Source organism: Pseudoxanthomonas sp. 3HH-4 (genome assembly GCF_006716465.1).
Classification (GTDB): domain Bacteria; phylum Pseudomonadota; class Gammaproteobacteria; order Xanthomonadales; family Xanthomonadaceae; genus Pseudoxanthomonas_A.
The window spans coordinates 1-20,084 of record NZ_VFPB01000005.1; the positions used below are offsets into that span (position 1 = coordinate 1).

Genomic DNA, 20,084 nt, shown 5'->3' on the forward strand with positions numbered 1-20,084 from the left:
CTGTTCTTCGGAAAATCGCTTCTTCACGTCCAATCTCCTGGTCAGGTGGGATTGGACTCCAAATCGCATCGCTACTCAAAATAGGGGGGACGTCGTCCTTTCAATGTGATCAATGGAGTGAACATGACCCAGAACCGCATCTCCCTGCGCTTCAACGACGACGACCTGGCCGCCGTCGAAGGCGCCATCGCCACCCTGGAGCAGCACCTCACCGGCCTGATCGGCCTGACCCCCGACGAGCGCCGCGAACTGACCAAGATGGGCGACAAGTCCGAAGCCTTCTGCCGCCAGGCCGTCATCACCCTGGGCAAACACCCCGACGTACTGCCGCGCAATTTCGACGTGGACGAATACCGCGCCGACCTGGCCGCCCTCGACGCCCTGCGCCCACTGCTCACCCGCCTGCAACGCGTCTACGACCGCATGGTCGACAGCGAAATGGCCCTCGGCAGCGACCTGATGGTCGCCTCCCTGGAAGGCTACGCCCACCTCAAGGTGGCCGGCCGCGGCGATGGCCTGGACACGTTGAAGGAGGCACTGGGTGCCCGGTTCAATCGCAAGCGTCGGCAGGAGCCTGAGCCGGCGGTGTGAGTGCGGCACGATGCAAGAAAGGCGAGCTTCGGCTCGCCTTTCCTGTCAGGTCGCCGTCGGACGTAGCCCGGGTAAGCGCAGCGCACCCGGGAGCGCGCTACACAGAGCCTTCCGATGCCGGCCCAGGCCGCCGGCCTGGCCGGACAGTACGGCGCCGGACGCTGAGCGAAGACAAGTCAGAGCAGGCACTGTCGGCGTTGCATGATCTAAAGGCGCTTCCGTGTCGATGGCCGGATGAGATTCCGCCTGACGAACCCTGATTCAGGGCGCAGCGCACCCAAAGTGTCGTGCCCAGAATCAATACGATCTCCGGTACGGCAGATCACCGTGACACGTATCATCCTCGGCAGGCTTTCGCCTGTAAGACAAAGGTCAGGAGGACCTCATGGCAATCCCAAGATTTGCAGTCAAATCGTTTGCGCTTTCTCTGATCGCTTCCTGCGCTGGGTTGGTTGGCTGCGCGTCCAACCCACCCGCGCAACCTGTCGAAGCAGATTTCAATGGCAGTTGGTCAGTGCAGTGGTGCGACAAGACCGATCCGGATGCGGACTGTGGCGGGTTCGACGTCGATCTTGCCCAGGTAGGCGACAAGATCAGCGGCGAATCCTTCGGCGCGAGAGCGCGGCTTGCCCAGATCGACGAAGGCGGGATTGTTCACGGCATCGCGATCGGAAATACGGCCGTCCTTACCATAGAAAGCCTGCGTAGCGGCGGCATCTATCTCGTCGAGGCAACCATCGAAGGTCGCTGCATGCATTGGAAGATGCGGGATACGATTCGTAGAAGCGAACGGGACATCGACATCATTGCAGGAGAGGATGTACTGACAAAGGCGAGCAATCCTTCGTCGAGCAGTGAAGCAAAGCAGAAGATTGACTGCCGCGGCATGCCGATAAGAACACCGGATTGATGCATGGATGACGACCATAAAGCCACATCGCTGAGGTAACCGACATGGATTACAGGGAACTTGGCCAGGCGGAGTACGATCGCAAACTTCGCATGGTAATAGTTGAGTCCGAGAGCCTGCATGCGCACGCACAAGACATTGGTGACAACCGCGCGACGATAGGTTGGGGTTATACCCTCAACCGAGACAACAACGTTGCGATCTGGCGAGAGAGTGGTATCGAGCTGACCCAGCAGCAGTGGCAAACATTGGCTGCTGTCGATGCCGCTTCCGCCGACGACAGGACCAGAGTTGGTCTGACATTTTCGCGACAACTGAATGCAGCCGAGTCCGACCAATTGCTGAGGGCTTCCATGGCGGAATACGAAGGACCGGCCAACCGTCTGCAGATGCCACTCTCCGATGAGCGGATCGCCCTCGTTTCGCTTGCCTACAATCGCGGCGTAGGTATGTTGAATGGCATGCCTCGAAGCAATGTGCCAGAGCACGCGATCATGGACGCGGTTCGAGAGGGCGATCGCGCAGAGGTGTGGTTCCAGATGCGCTACAACTGCTGGGGAAGCAACAACGAGGCAGAAGCTGGCCTAAGAAAGCGTCGGTTTGCCGAAGCGCAAGTGTTTGGCTTGTATGACGATCCCAACAACGTCACACCTGACGAAGCCCGCAATGTATACCGCATGTATCAGCTTCATCGCGACGAGATCGCCCGGGTGGAGCGTGGTTTCGGGGTCACCGTTGAGGGTGAGGCCGCCCAGCGAAATCGTATCGCGCAGGCGAACCGCGATTATCCTGTGCTTGTCGATGAATACGGAAACGTACCTACCATAGCGGATGCGCTAGGACCGGCTCGTACTGTGCTCTTGCGAGAGCTTCGACAGGAACATCCGGATCTGGCCGATCGATTGACCGATGCCAATTTCAACGCCGGGCACATTTACCTCGATCCCGGCAGAGACTTGCGCGACCGTGGTGAAGTCGACCGCCAGTATCCGATAGACACCAACAGTAATCGCGTCAACAACCGCAACGTCGCGTTGAGGCGTGAGCAGCACAGCACCACTACATCAGATGTTGACCAGAACCACGGTGCAACTATCGATTCGCAGCGGATGTCGCGCGGGCGGAATCCACAGGAGATCGCAAGAAACGACCTGCTGATCGGTGAAGGCGGTAACGACACGCTGCGATCCCATCGTGGTGATGACATCCTGATTGGTGGGCAGGGCCGGGACCGGATGGAAGGCGGTGAAGGCCACGACACCTACGTGATCGATGCCGGCGACACCCTGCGGGACAGCGACGGTGTGGGCGAAGTGCGCTGGGGCGGGCAGCCGCTGACGGGTGGCGCCCGCATCGCGTCCGATCCTGCCGATACCTACCGCAGCGAAGATGGACGCTTCATCTACGCCCTGCAGAACACTACGCTCACGGTTACCGACGCGTTGGCGTCGGATCAGGCGGACCGCGAGCCGGTGGTGATCGAGAATTTCCAGAGCGGCCATTTGGGAATCACCCTGAACGAACCCGGCGGCGTCGCACGAGCGCCGGCAGACCCGCACCCTCCGGTCAAGGAAGCGCGTGGAATTGGCATTGCCGTCCCGCTTCCCTCGGCCTCCGCTCCTGAGGTCGGTGATCGCCAAAGCGGCCACGACCCGGCGCGTGCCGTGTTCGACGATCCCTTTCTCAACAGCATGTATTCCGCTCTGTTGGCCGGCGACGACAAGGAACTGGATCGTATCGTCGCCGAGTTTTCCCGATCGCCAGAGGGGCAGCGCTTGGCGCAGGTGAGCGACCAGATGCTGGCCCAGCAGCAGTTGTCGGAAGAGCAGCAACGAGGCCAGGCCCAGCAAGGACCCGTCATGCGCATGTAATGCGCAACGCGCGCATGGCAATACAGGGATGAACCACAGGGCGGTCGTGCAACGCTGCGTCGATCACGCGGCTTCCTGCGGGCCGCCTGTACCAACGGGCCGTGTGGGGCCAGCAGGCGCTCCCGCTGCCCCAGCGGTCCTTGTGTAGCCAGCGTAGCCCGGGTGAGCGCAGCGCACCCGGGGCGCCTTGCACGTCATCCTTCGGAAACAGGGGTCAGAGTGCATTTCCAGTGAATGACGCTGCAGAGGAATGTACTCTGCCCCATGTTGCTTCTGCCGTGCCGTGGCGAAGATCGAATCGCTTGTGGTTTTGGCTAGTCGCGCACGCTCGATCACGCTGATAAGCGTCATGTGGTCACCGTCGTCTGCTGTCAACCTTGGGTTTCATCGAACTTCTTCAGGGCTTGTAGTCGCGCATCCAGCACTTTCGATTCGTGCCCGGCCCGCACTTCCTGGTAGCGCCGGATCGCTTCCTCATAGTTGCCCTGCTCACGGAGCAGGTCGCCCTGGATCAGAAGCCCTTCGCGCTTCAGATCGGGATCGGAAGTCATTTTTGTGGCCAGTTCGGTCCATAGCTTCTGGTCCTGTACGGTCGTCAGCCGGGTCTGGGCGGGCAGGAACGGCAACTGCGCGCCTGTCGCATCGGGCGTCGGACTGTGTCGGAAGATGACACCCTTGCCGGACTGGTCGGAGATCACCGCGGCGAGACTGCGCACGGCCGGAGCTTGCGCGGTTGCCGGCGACTGCTCTTCTACACGGCGTATCGCGACCGCCGCGGCAGGCGAGAGGTTGATCTGCGACAGGTTGTCGGCGACCACGAGCCAAGCCGTGCCCTCGGGCAGCCCGGACAGGTCGTCGGCCAGCGTCCGGCGCGCCACGTCCGCGATGCGCTCGGCTTTGGCGTCCTCTGGCAGTGCCTGGAAGGCGACAAGGTCATCGCCTGATCCCATGTCGTCGCTGATCGCTTGCATCAGTCCACGCGCACGTGACGCACGCTGCTCCTGCGCAACCTGGATGTTGGGCACGAACGCACGGACCTTGCGGGGCTTGGTCGATCCGAGCTGCAGTTCGAACTCGTACTCCTCCTTGAGCACGCCGATCGGGAACATCCGAAGGTCATCGCTGGACGACGGGCCAACCTTGCGTCGTTCGCCCTCGGGGGCGATGTACAGCGTCAGTCCGCCCGGCCGGTGGATCCGGTAATCCAGCCATAGTTTGCTCTTGTTCTCGATCTTGGCAACGCTGAAGTCATTGACGTCGCCAAGCCGAAACATCCAGCGGTCTTGGTCGACCTCGAAGTTCGGCGTCTGCCATGCATTCGCGTCCAGGCGCGGCATCACGTAGTTGCGCAGTGCGTTCACCAGCACCACCACGGACGGATGCGTGGCGCGGTCGGGTTTGACGATCGACAGATGGTCGGCATCCTGGATCGCGGGGGCAGCCTCGTCGCACAGGCGGGTGCTGGCCGACCATGGCACGATCAGCACGCCTTTGGTCGGTTTGGTCTCGTAGGCGCAGATTACCGTCGGCGCTTGGCCAGCGCGGCGCATCTCGACCCAATCGTTGTTGAGCTCACGCAGGAACTCGTTGTGGTCGACCAGCAGCATCTGCTTGATGGCCTCGTTATTGACCACGTGTTGGGCGATCCCGGTGATCTGCGAGCCCCCTTGCGGCGTGGCGAACTGCACGATCAGCGGTACCTTGTGAGCGAGGTCGCGTTGTGCAGTCAGCTGACGCATCGTGACCAGCCCACCCATGCTGTGGGTGACGAAGACCACATTGTCGTACTCCCACACATCGTTGAACTGGAGGTACTGATGCAGGCTGCGCGCCGCCTCGCTCACGCTTAGTGAGCCGTCCTTGAACATCCGGGACGTGAAGCCGAATGCGAATACATCGACCTCTTCTCCGACTCGCGGCGATGCCTTGAGCAGGTCGAAGAACGTCGTCCCGCTGGGGTGCGTCCAAGTGGTGATGGTGTCGCCGAAGATGCCGTGGACGAATACCACCGCGACCCTCTTCTGCGGTTCCGCGCGATGGATCCAGCGTGGATCCTTGTCGTTGATTGCTTCTGAGGTGGCCGTCGCTTGCTTGCTGTCTTTCCCTTGCAAGTCGCAACTGGTGAGCGTAGCGGCCAGAGCCAGCATGCCCAGCGACGCGAGGCACCGAAACGTTGCCGCGGTGTGGGAAGACGAGTGCGCGGATCGGATGTGCGTCATCATGATTTCCTCCCCGGAGGATCTTCTCTGACAGAATCCTGCAAGTCATTGGGTCTGCTGAAGGCCTGCGGCCTCGGGTGTCTTGGTGGCGTTGCATGGATACATGGCGACTCGGCGCTCGACGGGCTACTGCGCTTGGAGCACCTGGTGAAGGAGACGGTCGCCAGCTTGCCGTGTGCGTGGATCACGGATGCAATCGACATGGTGGTATTCCTGGATGGCTGGGGACAGGCGAGGCGGGTGCACCAGATCGAAAAGGGGCGGGACCTGGACGGCGATGGCTACCAACTGCAGCAGGTAGACCGGGCGAGCGTACGAATGCGTGTCAGCAACTCAGAGGCAAATAAAAAGTAGGGTGACCGTCGTCATGTACCGTCGGTAGACAGTGCCCTTGGCGCTGAGCCCAGGCCGCTGTCCAGGAAGCGATCTCACCACGCACAACGCCGCTGTTCGAATGCGACGGCCATGAATTGTTCGGTTAATGCATGTATCTGACGAGCGGGCGAGTGCCAGGCCCGCGTTGGGGTGAGCCAGCGCAGGCCGGGTAAGCGAAGCGAACCCGGAGGCTGCATGCAGGACACGTTCTGTGTCCGACGCCCCGGGTGCGACCTTCGGCCTCACCCGGGCTGCGCCACGCTTCTTGGTCGCACGGTGGATAAACTACGGCCATCAACCTCCCGATCCCCACAAGGAACACCCCAATGGCATTCACCACCACAACCTCCGGCCTGCAATTCGGAGACACCGTCGTCGGCAGCGGCGTCGAGGCCAAGCCCGGCAGCAATGTCACCGTGCACTACACCGGCTGGCTGTACGAGAACGGCGAGCAGGGCGCCAAGTTCGATTCCAGCAAGGACCGTGGCGAGCCCTTCATCTTTCCCCTCGGCGGCGGCATGGTCATCAAGGGCTGGGACGAAGGCGTGCAGGGCATGAAGGTCGGTGGCCAGCGCACTCTCATCATCCCCGCCACCCTCGGCTACGGTGCCCGCGGTGCCGGCGGCGTCATCCCGCCCAACGCCACGCTGAAGTTCGACGTCGAACTGCTGGGCACCTGAGCCAAGCGACCCGCGTAGTCCGGGTAAGTGCAGTGCACCCGGGCGCACTACACGTAACCATTCCGATCCCCAGGTGCGGTCGTTGGCCTTACCCGGGCTACGGGATTTGGTCGGGGGTTCTGCGACCCGCGTAGCCCGGGTAAGCGCAGCGCACCCGGGATGCACTACACGTAGTCATTCCGATCCCCGGGTGCGGCCGTTGGCCTTACCCGGGCTACGGGTTTCCGTTATGGTCGCGGCATGGTCAGGTATCGCCGCAATCGGATTGCAGGCGCAACGTACTTCTTCACCGTCACGTTGCGGGACCGCAGGAGTGATCTTCTCGTTCGCGAGATCGATGCGTTGCGCGCCGCCTGGCGTGCTGCCGCCAAGCGCATACCTCACGTGGTGATCGCCGCCGTCGTGCTTCCCGATCACCTGCATGCCGTGATCCGCATGACCGATGCGACCGCCGACTATCCGCGGTTGTGGCAGGACATCAAGAAGGGGTTCACGCGCCGTGTCGTTCCTGCTGGCGGACCATCGCCGTGGCAGTCGCGCTACTGGGAACGCACGGTGCGCGACGAGGTCGAACTGCAGGCGCTTGTCGATTACGTGCATATCAATCCCGTCAAGCATGGTCTGGTTGAGAACGCAGCCGCATGGCCGCATTCCAGCTTCCACCGGGATGTGTCGCGGGGCGTGCTGCCGCAGGACTGGGCTGCCGGCGGCGAGGTGAAGGCAGGGTTGGGCGAACGGTAGTCGTCCGTCGGCCCCGGGTGCGCTTCGCTTACCCGGGCTACGTGGATTGATGCGCATCGTTCCCGTTCCCCCGGGGTGCGGCCGTTGGCCTTACCCGGGCTACGTGTTGGGCGTCCCGCGCAACTCCGCCACCTGTGCCTCCAACGCCGCAATCCGCCGGTCGCGCTCGTCCAGTACACGCTGCACATCTTCAGCTTCGAAGCGCACCGGGATGTACTTCGGACAGTTCCAGTCGAACGCTTCCACATGGATCGTCATCGCGCGTTCGGTACGTCCCGCGCCCGGTGATTCCTCCACGCTCAAGCGGCCCAGCAGCTTCAGCCGTTGCCGATGCGTGTAGTCCATCAGGATCAACGCCACGCGGTCGTCGTTCGCGACGTTGCCCACGCTGATGAACTGGCGGTTGCCGGGCAGGTCGGTGAAGGTCAGCGTCTTCGCATCGACCACGCGCAGGAAACCCGGCGCGCCGCCGCGGTGCTGCACGTACGGCCAGCCCGTTTCCGACACCGTCGCCATGTAGAAACTGCGCTGCGCGTGGATGAAGGCGGCCTCGTCGGCTCCGAGTTCGGCATTGCGTACCTCGTCGCCGGATTCGAAGGCCCGCGCGTACTGCGCGCGGCTGCCGTCCCGTGCCTGTACGTCGCGGACCGCGGGGGTGAAGGCGATGTTCGCGAACGCGTGTCTCATGTCGATCTCCAAAGAGGGGCTGCGTAGCCCGTAGGGTGGGCTCAAGCCCACCTTCGCACGGTATCCGCCTCCCTCCAACGGTGGGCCAGGGCCCACCCTACGGCACCGGCAACCCCTGCATCGGCTGACGTGCCCTGCGCTTCGCATGGTGTCGCCTGTGATCAACGACATCCGGGAGGGTGCGGATGACCGGCGTTTCGTCCCATGCCATGCAAGGCTTGTCATGCCGGGGACGCGCCCCGCGGACATCCCCCACATGGGCCGGATACCATGCGCGTCGCTGCCGACAACGGCTCAATCGTGATCGACGCTGGATGGAGGAAGGGTGTGGAAACAACCAGGATGAGAACAGGGGTGCTTCGCACGGCGTGCGCGCTGGCCGCGATGGCATTGGCGGCCTTGCCGGGCATGGCATCGGCCAACATGCTGATGCTGCACGCGCAAGGCGATCCCGGAGACAGGGAGCTGTTCTTCACCAACCTCATGATGGCCGACCGCACCCCGATGGACGCAATGCTGGGGTCCACGTCGATCCGCGAGATCGAGGTCTTCGGTCTTTACGAAAATGCGGGCAAGCCGGACTGGACCGTGCTGAAGCTGCAGTTCGAATGCCCGGCCGATCCGTTGCCGTCGGCGAAGCCCAGGCGCGCGACGGGGCTCGCGGTCGCGGCGCCGCTGCGGTGGCGGATGGGCGAGCGCAGTTACCAGTTCACGCGCGACGCGGACAACGTGCCGCTGCCGCCCACGCCGTGGCAATCCCTGTCGAACCCCGCCTACAGGAAGGCCGGCGTGCTGGCCTGCAATGAGTTGCTGGCGCGTTCCGCCCTGCATGCCGCAGGAGGATGGGAGGCGATGGATCCGGTCAAGCTCAATGCGGGCCTGGCGCCGCTCGGGATCGGCGAGGTCATCTCGGTCGCCCAGGCAACCAGCATCGTCACCGTGGGGAGCTTCGTCTGGCGGGATATCTGGAAGGCGCAGAAGCCCGCAGGGGCGAGGGACAGGCGGTTGTCCGACGCGGAGATGGCGAAGAACCGGCGCGAACTGGCGGCGGTGGGCGCGAAGATGGAGACGCTGGACGCGCAAGCGCAGGCGTTCGCGCAACCCATCCTCGACGCGGACCGGGCCGAGCAGGAGTTCCTCGCGATTGCCAGGAAGGTCCAGGCAGGCAGGAAGGTCACCGAACTGGAGGGGTCGATGCTGATGGTGTGGCTGGGCAAGCCCGAGGCGCTGGCGCTGGCCCGGCTGGGCGCGAATCCGCAGGTGACGGAAGCCTCCGGGATGCGGTTCATCAGTTACAGCGACCAGGCGGATACCCGGTCGGCGGTGGTGAGCGCGGCATCGGGTCGTGTGCTGTCGCAATCCGGCGCCTACACCTCGTGCGATGTCAGCTTCGTGACCGTCCCCGACAAGACCCAGGCGTGGCGTGTCGCGGACATCCGCATCCGTTCCGAAGGACCGGCGGGCGGCATGTGCCGGGCCCTCCTCAATACCCCGGAGAACTGACGGACACGTCTGACGACCTCAGGCCGATGCGGATGCGGACGGCGGGGTCGCCAGGAGCCGCTGGACATCGTCCCGATAGCGGCGTCCGGTCACGATCACCCGTCCGCAGTCCAGCGTCAGGCGGTAGCGGCCGGAGCCCAGGGTCAGGATTTCCGTGACGGCGGCGATGCGGACCACCGAGGACCGGTGTGCGCGCAGGAATGCGGTGGCATCGAGTTCCTTGATGAACTCCCCCAGCGGACGCCGGTACGTGAACGTGCCCCGTTTCGTTTCGATGTCCAGGTAGTTGCCCTGCGCGCGCACGACCTGGATATCCGCCTCGTCCACGCGCATGATGCGGCGGCCCAGCTGCAGCGACAGCTGGCGCCCGCTGGCCGGCAGCATGCGCGGCGGCGTGTCGGGCAGCGACACTAGGCGCGATACGGTTTCCCGCAGCCGCTCCGCCGAGACCGGCTTGAGCAGGTAATCGACCGCCCTGTCCTCGAATGCCCGTACACCGTGCTGGTCGTAGGCGCTGACGAACACCACCCTGGGTGGCGGGCCGTTCCACCGGCGCAGCGCGGTGAACCCGTTGCCGCCCGGCAGCTCGATGTCGAGGAAGAGCACGTCCACCTGCGTGCGCCGCGCCAGGCGCATGAGTTCATCCACATCGGTGCACTCGGCCACCACCTGGATGACCGTGCCGGCGACCTTGCCCAACAGGCGTCGCAATCGCTGCCGTGCCAGCGGTTCGTCGTCGACGATGACGGCCGTCAGCACGCGGCTTCCCTCGCGGCAGGGGCGTCGTGCAGCGGAAGGGGAGCGGGCACTGGCACCTGCAACTCGACCCGGTAGACGTCCGGGTCGCTTTCGCTGCGGTGCAGCTGGCCGCGTTCGCCGTAGAGCAGGCGCAACCGTTCTTCCACCGCGCGTTGCCCCATGCCATTGCCGTCCTTGCGCGCGCCTTCGATGGCGCGCGAGTTCTCCACCGACAGGTGCAGCGTCTGTCCCGCCTGCCAAGCGGCCACGGTCACCCAGCCCGGGGCGCGCGATCGCGCGATCGCATGGACGATGGCGTTCTCCACCAGCGGCTGCAGGGACAGCGTGGGAACCGGGATATCCAGACACGCGTCGTCCACACGCACGCTGGCGTTGACCCGTTGGCCCAGCCGGATCTGTTCGATCATCAGGTAGTTGCGGACGTGTTTCAGCTCGTCGCGCAGTGGCCGTTCCTGCAAGGTGTCGGCACGCAGCCCGTCGCGCAGCATCTCGCAGATGGCGACCAGCATGCGGTCGGCCTGGTCCACGTCGGTCTGCATCAGCTCGGCCACCGAGTTGAGCGCGTTGAACAGGAAGTGCGGGTTCAGCTGTGCACGCACCGCCTCCAGCCTCGCCAGCGCCAGGCTTTTCTCGAGGGCCGTCACCCGGTGGTCGCGGTCTTCGGTGTGTTCGAAATAGACGAGGCCGTGGACCATGGCCACCACCATGATGCCGAGGATCAGGTTGTTGCTGACGCTGGTGCCCAGCAGGTCGAGCATGGGCGGTAGCGCCGGATACCAAGCGAAAAGAGGATTGGACAGCCAGGCGTACACCGCCTTTGCCACGATGAAGCCGGCCACCAGGCCTGCGTTGATCGCGACGTTCCTTCCGAGGTGCCGGCCACCCAATGGGAAGCGCGACACCACCAGGTACGCCACCACGGTCATCGGTACCCAGGCCCACGTGCTGCCGACGGCGTACGTCAGCGCGCCTGTCCAGCCGTACACCTCGCCGTCGGCGGACCGCATGTCGACCAACTGGCGGGCCAGCATCAGTCCGTACAGCGCCCACCACCCGGTAACGACCGCGACCAGCACGGCGAAGCGCACGCGCCCGCGGCGCGGTGTCGCGTGCGTGCGCGGAAAGGCGATGTCAGCGTGGTCGTGCATGGCGTGCGTCAGTCCCCGGCCTTCCGACAGGCCGCCGGCATTGTGCGGGACAGGGCAGCCGCGCGCATCGGCGGCGCGGGCGGCCGATGCCGTGTGGCGAATTGCTTCCGGCGATGGGGCGAAGGTCAGGCCGCGACGCTGCGCTTGCACGGCGGTGTCGATGTGCGGGCGGTGCGCGGCGCGAGGGGGCTCAGCGCGGGTTGCAGACGGGCGGGTTGGTCATGCCGAACGAGAACAGGTTGCCGCCATTGACGGTGCAGGCATAGGTCTTGCCGTTGCTGGCCTTGAGGGTGACGTAGGTGTTGACGCCTTCGGTGCGGCGTTCGACCAAGGTCAGCTCCGAAGGCGACAGACCCAGCACGCCGCCGGTTTCGGACAGGATGCGCTCGTCGGACAGGGTGTTGGTCTTGGTGGCCACGGCCGAGCAGCCGGCGAGCGAGGTGACCACCAGCGCGCTGATGAGGAAGTGCTGGGTATTCATCCGGGTTCCTATGAAGAGGCGGGTGCCTGCGGTCCGCCGTGCGAGGGTGGCCGAAGGCGTGACGCCATCATCGGACCCGGCTTCGGACCGGCTCAACCAGCCGGTGACGAGCCGCACCGGCGCGGTGATCAACGACACCGGCACTCGCGGCAACTGCCGCTGCCACCGTCCTCATCCCGCCGTGCACGGGTTCACTGCGCCGGCAACACCTGCGCCGGCCCGCCTGTGACCTTTCCGCGCGTCTTGGCGGTTTCGCCCAGGTAGGCCAGGGCGAACTGGGTGAACTTGACGCTGTGCTGCGCCGATTCGCCCATCGTCGCCAGCGTGTCGTAGGGCGTGTGGATGTAGGGGAAGCTGCCCCCCGGATCGCCGGCCTCGAACATCATCGCGGCGGGATAGCCTGCGTTGGTCCACGACGCATGGTCGGAACACGCGTAACCACACGCGACGCTGCCGCGCGTCAGGCCCATCGGCGCCAGGTAGGTGTCGAACAGCGTGATGAAGAAGTTCTTCAGATTCGTGTTGGAGTAATCGCTGATCAGCTTCATGTCCGTGACCGCGCCGGACTTGTAGTTGGTCATGTCCACCTGCAGCACACTGACCACGTTGACGCCGCTGGCGCGGAACGACTGCGCGATGGCGTTGGAGCCGCGCAGGCCGACTTCCTCCGCGGCATAGCCCATGAACTTCACCGTGCGCCGCGGCTGCCAGCCGTCGGCCAGTGCGATGCGCAGCGTCTCGGTGAGCGTGGCGATGCCCGACGCATCATCGTCGGCGCCGGGCGCGTGCTGGTTGGGATCGTAGGGGTTGCTGCCGTTGATCGAATCCAGGTGCGCGCCCAGCACCACGACGTCGTTGGGCAGGTCCCAGCCCCGGATGGTGAGGATGACGGAGGGCTGCGTGGCGCAGTTCGTGCAGGCGGTGAACAACTCGGTGGTGACATCGCTGCGGCCCGCAGCGAGCGATTGCCAGTGGTCCCGGATCCATTCGGCCGATGTCTTGCCGTGGCTGCTGGCGAAGTAGCGGTTGCGATAGCTGGAGAGGTGGTTGATGGTGTCGTAGAGGCGCTGTTCCTGCACCTGCGGCAACCAGCGGCTCACGGTGGCCTGGTTGTCGAGCGTGTAGCCGGCGAGCAGCGATTTCGTCATCGCCTGCTTCGCGCGGTCCGCACTGACGAAGGCCTCGGCCTGCGCGCGGCTGGGGAATGCGAAATAGCCGCCGCACCGGCGCTCGTTGACATGCACGTAGTGGCTGATCTCGCCCAGGCGATCGGCCCGGGTTTCGGAAATCAGCACGGGGGCGCCGGTGCTGTCGCGCCGCGCGACCGGGGCACGGGTCAGGCCGCGGATCCCCTGCCAGGTCTCGCGGGAGGTCACGATGTACACCGGTGCGAACGGGTCGGTCTGCCGCGGCGCCGTGGCTGCTGCGGTTTCCTCCCTGTCTGCCCGCACTGGACGCGGGGGTGACGTTTCCGCCAGCCGTGCAACGTGCGGCGTGCTCACCCGGGTTGCGGGGGATGCGGCATCTGCGCGCACGCCGGGTGTCTGCACCGCCTGCAGGGTGTCCGATCGCAGCAAGAAAAAGCTGATCAGCAGGGAGAGCAGCAGCGTCATCGGACTCGACAAGAACAGTTTCATCGTGGCATCCCCCCGGATGGTGGCCTGCAGCGTTACGGGTGCAACGCTACCACTTCCACGGCCGGCCCACGCTGGCGAAACCCGTCATCCGATTCCCCGTTTCGTCGGGCCTCCGGCGGACTGGTCGCGCGCGTGTTGCACATGACCCGGCGTGCGCATGACCCTGCTCCTCCGTCATCAGGCCGCAACGGCGCCATCGCATGAAGAACCTGCGCTCCACCCTGTCCCTCATCGGCGGAGCGGTGCTCGCCGCCGCCAGTCTTTACGATGCCTCCCTGCCCACGCGCGCGCTGGGACTCCCCCTGGAGGGAGGCGAAGCCGTCATCGCCGCGACCCTCCTGTCGTTCGCCGCGGTCCTGTTCTGGTCCGGCTTCCGCGGCATCCGCAGGCCGGTGTAGGGCGGGCTCAAGCCCGCCTGCAGGGATGCGCCGACACCGGGGATGCTTCGAGCGAGACGGCCCGACCGATGGATGACCTTGTGTGCATGGTCATGGCGTTGACATGGATGAGCGCGAACATGGCCATTGCCCGGGTCGCGTCCCTCCTTCGCCACGGTCACGTGAGGAACTCCATGATCGACAATCCATTCGACGCGTTCGTTGGCTCCAGGAAGCCCGTGCCGATGTACGACGCAGCCGAGGAAGGGAAGGCCTTCGCGTACCTGCTGTGGGGCGACGGGGTGAAATTCGAAGGCGCGCCGGGCACCGGCAGCCGGCGCAAGGTCACCGTGCGCGGCAGGACGGGATGGGTGCTGGCGTCCGCACTCGATGGAACATCGCTGCTGGAGTTCTACTTCATCGACGTGGGGCAGGGCGATGGCGTGCTGGTGAAGACTCCCTCCTTCCAGCACATCCTCATCGACGGGGGATTTCCGCGCGACAAGCAGCCCAGCGGAAAATCGGCGGCGGATTTCATCGACTGGAAGTTCGTGAAGGACTACGGATTGTCGAGCGTGGAACTGGACGCCCTGATCTCGTCGCACAACGACGAGGACCACTACGGCGGCCTTTCCGATCTGCTGGGCGTCGACGTGACCGAGGAACTGGATGCGGACGCCATCCACGTCGACCGCTTCTATCACGCCGGTGTTTCATGGTGGACGGTGGGCGGGAAGCGGTCGCTCGGCGAAGTGGTGGAGCATGATGGCGAGCGCTACCTGGTCGACCTGCTGGATGACCGCGATTCCGCGCTGCAGGGCCTGGATGCCGCAAGCACCCGGCCGTTGCAGGGCGAGTGGGCGAAGTTCATCCGGCGCGTGGCCGATACCACCACCGCGGATGGCGGCCATTGCGAATTCGCCAGGCTCAGCGACGAGACGCCCTGGCTCCCCGGCTTCGATCCCGATGCCAGCGACGTGTCCATCCGCGTGCTGGCGCCCATCGAGGCCGAGGTGCAGGGACGCGCGGCGCTGCGCAACCTCGGCCGGAGCGAGCTGAACACCAACGGCCACAGCATCCTGCTGCGGGTCGATTACGGGCGCACGCGCACCCTGTTGACGGGCGATCTAAACAAGGGCGCGCAGCAGGACATCCTGCATGCGATGGCCGGCAGCCTGCTGGAACTGCAGTGCGACGTGGCCAAGGCCTGCCACCATGGAAGCGCGGATGTATCGCTGGCCTTCCTCCAGGCGATGGCGCCCTCGGCGACCATCATTTCGTCAGGAGACGCGGAGGGGCACGATCACCCGCGGCCGGCCATCGTGGCCGCCAGCGGCGCGACCGGCCATCTGACGGTGGTCAAGGACGAGATCGTGACGCCGCTGGTGTACTCCACCGAGCTCGCCCGCTCCTACGCGGTCGGCAAGCTGGACAGGATCGAGGTGCCCGGCGGTGCGGCCGTCGAGGGCGACGATCTTGCCCGCACCACGCTGCATTACCGCACCACCAAGGCGGGCGATCTGCGTCCGAAGAAGGGGTCGCGCAAGGCGCGGGGGGCCTACGTGGTGTCGGGCCTGGTCTACGGTCTGGTCAACGTGCGCACGGATGGCGAGACCCTGCTGGCCGCGACGCTGGACGAGAAGAACGCGGAGTGGAGCGTCAGGACGTTTCCGGCGCGTTTCTGACGGTTTCCATCGCCCCGGGTGTTCCGCCAGCGGCACCGGTCAACCGACGCCCGTCAGCGCATGCGTCACCGCGGCCGCATCGAGGCCGCGGAACCGGCCGGGGCGTGTACCTGACCATAGCGGCGAGAAGTCATCCAGCCCGCGCGCTTCCGCCGCCGCGCGCAGGGGGGCGAGGGTCTGCGATGCCCAGGGGAAGGCGGGTGGCAGCGTGGAGATCGCGCCGAGGTCGCGCATCAGGCGATTGACCAGGCCGCGCGCGGGGCGGCCGCTGAACAGGTTGGTGATCGCGCTGTCGCGATCCCCCTGCTGGAGCGCGGCGCGATGCACGGCCGACGTGGTGGCTTCCGGGCACAACAGATAGGCGGTACCGGCCTGCACCGCGCTGGCGCCTGCCGCCAGCAACCGCTGCACATCGGCACGGTCGCCGACGCCGCCTGCCGCGATGACCGGCACCGTCAGCACCTTCGACAGCGCGGTGACGAGGTCGAGGGTGGTCGGTTGCGCGGTGAGGTCGTCGGCAAGGAAATGCCCGCGATGGCCGCCCGCTTCGATCCCCTGCGCGATCACCAGGTCGACACCGCGCTGCTGCAGCCAGTGTCCTTCCTCCACCGTGGTGGCGGACGCCATCACCCGCGCGCCCCACGCCTTCATGCGCGCCAGCAGGGCGGTATCGGGCAGGCCGAAGTGGAAGCTGAGGACCTTCGGTTGGAACGGTTCCAGCAGATCCACGGTAGCCGCATCGATGGGCCGGCGTGCACCGGCCGTGGAAGACGGGGGAGGTTCAACGCCGAACGCATGGAAGTACGGCGCGAGCGCGTTCCGCCATTGCTGCTCATCCGCCGGATCGGGATCCGCCATCGCGTGGCAGAAGAAGTTGAGATTGATGGGACGTTCCAGCGTGGCAAACGTCCGCAATGCCGCTTCCAGCTGCGTGGCGCTGAGCAGCGCGCATGGCAGCGAACCGAGGCCGCCCGCGTCGGCCACGGCCAGTGCGAGCGCTTCATCCTGCACGCCCGCCATGGGCGCCTGGATGAGCGGAAGGTCGATGCCCGGCAGGGACGGGATGAGAGCCATGGCGAAATTCCGGCGACGTGCGGTGGGTAGCTTACGCTTGCGCCGGCATGTGGACGAACGGTCCCTCCGCTTGATGCATGCATACCTCATGCGGTGTTGGCAGCAGGCAGCGAAAGGCTGCGGCGAGCGCATCGCGCAACCTCCGGCATCACTGCTATCGTGGCATCCGCCCGTGCAGACAGGGGAATGCCATGGCAGGGGCGCCATGCTCATCCACTCGACCCATATCTGCCGTGCAGGAACGCATCGACGCATGATCCGTCAGCTCGCCCGCCTCTTCGTCCGTCCCCCATCCACGGCCGCGCCGACACCGGTGCGCGTGAACGTGCAGATGCACTGGTTCGCTGACACGCAGTTGCCGATTCCCGACTGGGCATCGATGCACGAAGGCGACGCAGCGGGGCTCGACGGCGAGGCGGCGCATGCCTACTGGGATTCCGCGGCGCAGACATGGCTGGAGACGCTGCGCGACGCGCTGGGCACCCACTACAGGATCACGGGAACGCACGATTTCCTGCTGCTGTCTCCGCTGGAGGACCGGCCCGCACAGGTCTTCCTGGCCACCTGCCAGCGCATGCGCGCACGCATCACCCGGAGCTTGGGCGAACTGGCCGACGACGGTGGCTGGGGCAGGCATGTCGTCATGGTGTTCGAAGACCCCGACGACTACTACGCCTATGTCAGCCACTACTATCCGGAAGGCGGCGAGTACGCGATGTCCTCCGGCATGTTCATACAGGCGGGCTACGGACACTTCGTCATGCCGCTGGAGCAGATCGATGCGATGGAGCCTGTCATTGCGCATGAACTCACGCACTGCCTGCTGACTCACCTGCCGATTCCCGCCTGGCTCAACGAAGGCCTGGCGGTGAACACCGAACACACCCTGTTTCCGCAATTGGCAGCGCCGCACGCGCAGCTCTACTTCCCGCACGAGATCGCCGCGCAGCACGCCGCGTACTGGGACGCAGACAGCATCCAGGCCTTCTGGTCCGGCAAGTCCTTCCTGCGCACCGACGAGGGCAATCGCCTGTCGTACGACCTGGCGAAGAAAATCACCCGCCTCGCCGCCGGCGACGAAGCTGCGTTCCGGCTGTTCGTCGCGCACGCACATCTGCAGGATGGGGGGCTGGCCGCTGAACACCACTTGGGCTTCCCACTCGCGCATCTTGTGGAAGCGGTGTTGGGTGAGGGTCCCTGGCAGCCGTTGCCGGATAGATGGAGCGATGGCGTGGAACGTGGGCAGTTCGGCATGGCACCGCATCCGGCCCGCGCCCGGCAAGGAGCGTGATGGCATGAGCATCTACTTCGACGCGAACGCCGTGCAGCAGCGCTATCGCGAACTGGATGCCGACAGGGTGATGCTCATCGCGCTGTCGGCAACAGATGCCTACACCGAGGAAGCGATCCTCCTCGCGCGCGAGGAGCTCGAACGGCGTGGCATCCATGATGCGCGCTTCGGCAGGAAGCCTTCCGCGACATCGCCGATGCCAGCATCCACGACCGTGGCGAAGGAAGCCCTTCCCGCCTTCATGAAAGTGCTGTGCGTCCTGCTTCCCGGCATCGCGATCTTCGTGGCGCTTGGTTACGCCCTGTCGGGCCGGCGCAGCAAGGGTGTTGAAGCGCTGTTCCTGATGGTGGTGGGCTGGTTCCTGTGGTTCGTCGCGGCCAATCTCATGCGCACGCTGTAGCGCGGACGACACCGCAGGCACATGCAAGGCCTGCTTTACGCGGCGGCCATTCCCGATTCCAGCAACAGCGCGACCGCCGTATGCAGGTTGACCGCGCCTTCAGATCCGGTGTCCGGATGGCCCTGCAGTGCGGCTTGCAGGTGCAGAAGATCATGCTGTTCCATCTCGCCGTGCAGCACGGTGGCAAGAAGGGTGGGGCTGCGCAGACGGTCCACCAGCGTGGCGACGGATGCCATGCCCTGGCGTGCGACCAGCGCACGCACGGCACGGCGCTGCAGCCACAGGTCGATGGCGCTGAAAGGCGATCCGGTGCCGGGTGACGAGAGTGCGAGCCGGTGGATGCGTTCATCGTCGGGCGCCTCACGCCGGAGGATGTCCAGTGCCACCGAGAGTTGCGGCAGTCGTTCGTGCAGCAGGACTTCGTCCCATGCCGGAGACGTTCCTTCCTGCACGAGCAGCCAGCCGGCCAGGTACGCATCCAGCGCATCGCGCGCGTCGTCGAGGGGCAGGGGATGGGGTGGGGCGCCCTCCGTGTGCCGGAGCCACGCCCAGGCATCGGGCAGGTCGCACGCGACGAGCCATTGCTGCAGGCGCTCGTGCTGCGCAGGTCCCAGGACATCGCGAAGCAGCGTCCCGGTCTTCCCGTCCAGCCGGTCGGTCCACGCGCGACACAGCATCACGATGGCGGCGACGGGATCGTCCGGCGCCGCCGCGCGCAACCAGGTCTGCTGCCAGTCGTTGGCTTCCTGCAGGTGGACGGGCAGGAGGAGGGGATCGGGCACAAGCGGTACGCGCGCTTCCAGCGCGACCAAGTGCGCGGCGAACGCGCTGTGTTCCGTGCAGTAGCCGCACATGGGACAGGACTCCGGATCAATCGGGATATGATCAGGATTCGTGTCTCAGGGCGTGAGCCGGACGGCAGAGGCGAGGGAACCGGCCTCTGCGGACGCGCGCGGGGCACGCCATGACGTGGTGATGACGCGCGCCGTCCTACGCTGTGACCATCCCCAAGGAGCATGGCCATGGCACAGACCACCCGCGAAGACGTCATCCTGCAACTGGACCGCGTGGACACCGCGCTGGAAGCCCCCGAAGCCGACAAGGCGGCGATCCTGCGCGACGCGCTGGAGTGGCTGGCGGACAATCCACCGAAGGTTGCCGCCGATGCGTTGTACTACCGCGAACGGTTGCAGGTGATCCGCGAGCGCCACGGCGCGGCGTGAGTACCGCCGTCAGGCCTGGTACTGCTTCTCTTCGATGAAGCGCGAGCCGGCCAGGCGGTTGATGGCGTTCTTCACTTCGATGCGCTTGCCGTTGTGCTGCGCCACCGCGCGTGCGAGCGTGATGAAGCCGGCGTCGAAGGCCTGCGCCGCTTCCTTGGCACGCAACGCATCCTGCACGTCCCACATCAGTTCGTTGATGGTGCGCAGGTCCGCCTTCAGGGCGGCCAGTTCCGGCTGCGCGGCCGCGAGTCCGTTCCACAGGGCATTCAGGCCCTCCAGTTCCACGTGCACGTGCGCGCGCTTGCCTGCGTCATCGATACGCTCGGCCTTGATCTCGAGGATGGAAATCTTGTCGGCCAGTTCGCCGATGGAGACGGGGATCAGGATGGTGTTCATGCCTGCATTCTAGCGCCCACCCGTGCCGCGACGGGC

At 65.4% G+C, this 20,084-nt stretch carries 21 protein-coding genes; 12 read left to right on the forward strand and 9 right to left on the reverse strand.

Annotation, left to right across the window (positions count from 1 at the left end; translation table 11 throughout):
* Nucleotides 1–123: 123 nt before the first annotated feature.
* The 3 genes from FB548_RS14385 (at nt 124) to FB548_RS14395 (ending at nt 3,372) form a co-directional block, all read left to right on the forward strand.
* A complete protein-coding gene (locus tag FB548_RS14385; RefSeq protein WP_142125496.1) occupies nt 124–591 on the forward strand; it encodes a hypothetical protein in 468 nt (155 codons plus the stop codon).
* A gap of 385 nt (nt 592–976) precedes the next feature.
* A complete protein-coding gene (locus FB548_RS14390; RefSeq protein ID WP_142125497.1) occupies nt 977–1,501 on the forward strand; it encodes a hypothetical protein in 525 nt (174 codons plus the stop codon).
* Nucleotides 1,502–1,545: 44 nt separating this feature from the next.
* A complete protein-coding gene (locus FB548_RS14395) occupies nt 1,546–3,372 on the forward strand; it encodes a hemolysin (protein ID WP_142125498.1) in 1,827 nt (608 codons plus the stop codon).
* Between the two features lie 371 nt (nt 3,373–3,743).
* Here FB548_RS14395 and FB548_RS14400 read toward each other — a convergent pair whose 3' ends face one another.
* On the reverse strand, nt 3,744–5,594 hold the full coding sequence (locus FB548_RS14400) for an alpha/beta fold hydrolase (RefSeq protein ID WP_142125499.1): 1,851 nt from the start codon (nt 5,592–5,594) through the stop codon (nt 3,744–3,746).
* A 144-nt stretch (nt 5,595–5,738) separates the two neighbouring features.
* Here FB548_RS14400 and FB548_RS14405 point away from each other — a divergent pair, with 144 nt between their 5' ends.
* The 3 genes from FB548_RS14405 to FB548_RS14415 all read left to right on the forward strand — a co-directional run bounded on the left by FB548_RS14405 (nt 5,739) and on the right by FB548_RS14415 (nt 7,387).
* Entirely contained in the window at nt 5,739–5,945 is a 207-nt protein-coding gene (locus FB548_RS14405) for a hypothetical protein (protein WP_221625974.1), read from the forward strand.
* Nucleotides 5,946–6,292: 347 nt separating this feature from the next.
* Nucleotides 6,293–6,646 carry an FKBP-type peptidyl-prolyl cis-trans isomerase gene (locus FB548_RS14410; protein WP_142125501.1) on the forward strand — a complete coding sequence of 118 codons (354 nt, stop codon included), beginning with the start codon at nt 6,293–6,295 and terminating at the stop codon, nt 6,644–6,646.
* A 240-nt stretch (nt 6,647–6,886) separates the two neighbouring features.
* A complete protein-coding gene (locus tag FB548_RS14415) occupies nt 6,887–7,387 on the forward strand; it encodes a transposase (RefSeq protein ID WP_142125502.1) in 501 nt (166 codons plus the stop codon).
* 99 nt (nt 7,388–7,486) lie between these two features.
* Here FB548_RS14415 and FB548_RS14420 read toward each other — a convergent pair whose 3' ends face one another.
* The gene (locus FB548_RS14420; RefSeq protein WP_142125503.1) at nt 7,487–8,074 is read right to left on the reverse strand and encodes a pyridoxamine 5'-phosphate oxidase family protein; all 588 of its coding nucleotides are present in this window, start codon (nt 8,072–8,074) and stop codon (nt 7,487–7,489) included.
* A gap of 354 nt (nt 8,075–8,428) precedes the next feature.
* Here FB548_RS14420 and FB548_RS14425 point away from each other — a divergent pair, with 354 nt between their 5' ends.
* Nucleotides 8,429–9,577 (forward strand): hypothetical protein, encoded by a 1,149-nt coding sequence (locus FB548_RS14425; RefSeq protein WP_142125504.1) that lies wholly within the window; start codon nt 8,429–8,431, stop codon nt 9,575–9,577.
* Between the two features lie 18 nt (nt 9,578–9,595).
* Here FB548_RS14425 and FB548_RS18820 read toward each other — a convergent pair whose 3' ends face one another.
* The 4 genes from FB548_RS18820 to FB548_RS14450 form a co-directional block, all read right to left on the reverse strand.
* Nucleotides 9,596–10,336 carry a LytTR family DNA-binding domain-containing protein gene (locus FB548_RS18820; protein ID WP_185742124.1) on the reverse strand — a complete coding sequence of 247 codons (741 nt, stop codon included), beginning with the start codon at nt 10,334–10,336 and terminating at the stop codon, nt 9,596–9,598.
* The gene (locus tag FB548_RS14440; protein WP_142125505.1) at nt 10,330–11,634 is read right to left on the reverse strand and encodes a histidine kinase; all 1,305 of its coding nucleotides are present in this window, start codon (nt 11,632–11,634) and stop codon (nt 10,330–10,332) included. The genes FB548_RS18820 and FB548_RS14440 overlap by 7 nt, the downstream gene beginning before the upstream one ends.
* 40 nt (nt 11,635–11,674) lie before the next feature.
* Nucleotides 11,675–11,965, reverse strand: coding sequence for a hypothetical protein (locus FB548_RS14445; protein ID WP_142125506.1), 291 nt, complete (start codon nt 11,963–11,965; stop codon nt 11,675–11,677).
* Between the two features lie 191 nt (nt 11,966–12,156).
* Nucleotides 12,157–13,602: a M20/M25/M40 family metallo-hydrolase gene (locus FB548_RS14450; protein WP_142125507.1), complete on the reverse strand. Its 1,446-nt coding sequence runs from the start codon at nt 13,600–13,602 to the stop codon at nt 12,157–12,159.
* A 200-nt stretch (nt 13,603–13,802) separates the two neighbouring features.
* Here FB548_RS14450 and FB548_RS14455 point away from each other — a divergent pair, with 200 nt between their 5' ends.
* A complete protein-coding gene (locus tag FB548_RS14455; RefSeq protein WP_142125508.1) occupies nt 13,803–14,000 on the forward strand; it encodes a hypothetical protein in 198 nt (65 codons plus the stop codon).
* A gap of 173 nt (nt 14,001–14,173) precedes the next feature.
* Complete coding sequence (locus FB548_RS14460) at nt 14,174–15,664, forward strand: hypothetical protein (protein ID WP_142125509.1); 1,491 nt, start codon at nt 14,174–14,176, stop codon at nt 15,662–15,664.
* A gap of 39 nt (nt 15,665–15,703) precedes the next feature.
* Here FB548_RS14460 and FB548_RS14465 read toward each other — a convergent pair whose 3' ends face one another.
* Nucleotides 15,704–16,738 carry a nitronate monooxygenase gene (locus tag FB548_RS14465; protein WP_142125510.1) on the reverse strand — a complete coding sequence of 345 codons (1,035 nt, stop codon included), beginning with the start codon at nt 16,736–16,738 and terminating at the stop codon, nt 15,704–15,706.
* 253 nt (nt 16,739–16,991) lie between these two features.
* Between FB548_RS14465 and FB548_RS14470 the strand changes: the two genes are divergently transcribed.
* Together FB548_RS14470 and FB548_RS14475 are read left to right on the forward strand one after the other, a co-directional pair.
* The gene (locus FB548_RS14470) at nt 16,992–18,029 is read left to right on the forward strand and encodes a hypothetical protein (protein ID WP_142125511.1); all 1,038 of its coding nucleotides are present in this window, start codon (nt 16,992–16,994) and stop codon (nt 18,027–18,029) included.
* Between the two features lie 4 nt (nt 18,030–18,033).
* A complete protein-coding gene (locus tag FB548_RS14475; RefSeq protein WP_142125512.1) occupies nt 18,034–18,429 on the forward strand; it encodes a hypothetical protein in 396 nt (131 codons plus the stop codon).
* A gap of 35 nt (nt 18,430–18,464) precedes the next feature.
* Here the strand turns inward: FB548_RS14475 and FB548_RS14480 are convergent, their stop codons facing one another.
* Nucleotides 18,465–19,283 (reverse strand): hypothetical protein, encoded by an 819-nt coding sequence (locus FB548_RS14480; protein WP_142125513.1) that lies wholly within the window; start codon nt 19,281–19,283, stop codon nt 18,465–18,467.
* A 168-nt stretch (nt 19,284–19,451) separates the two neighbouring features.
* Between FB548_RS14480 and FB548_RS14485 the strand changes: the two genes are divergently transcribed.
* Nucleotides 19,452–19,652, forward strand: a complete 201-nt coding sequence (locus tag FB548_RS14485; protein WP_142125514.1) for a hypothetical protein — start codon at nt 19,452–19,454, stop codon at nt 19,650–19,652.
* Between the two features lie 9 nt (nt 19,653–19,661).
* On the opposite strand, the gene FB548_RS14490 is transcribed toward FB548_RS14485, so the two are convergent.
* Entirely contained in the window at nt 19,662–20,048 is a 387-nt protein-coding gene (locus FB548_RS14490) for a DUF6165 family protein (RefSeq protein WP_142125515.1), read from the reverse strand.
* Between the last annotated feature and the right edge of the window lie 36 nt (nt 20,049–20,084).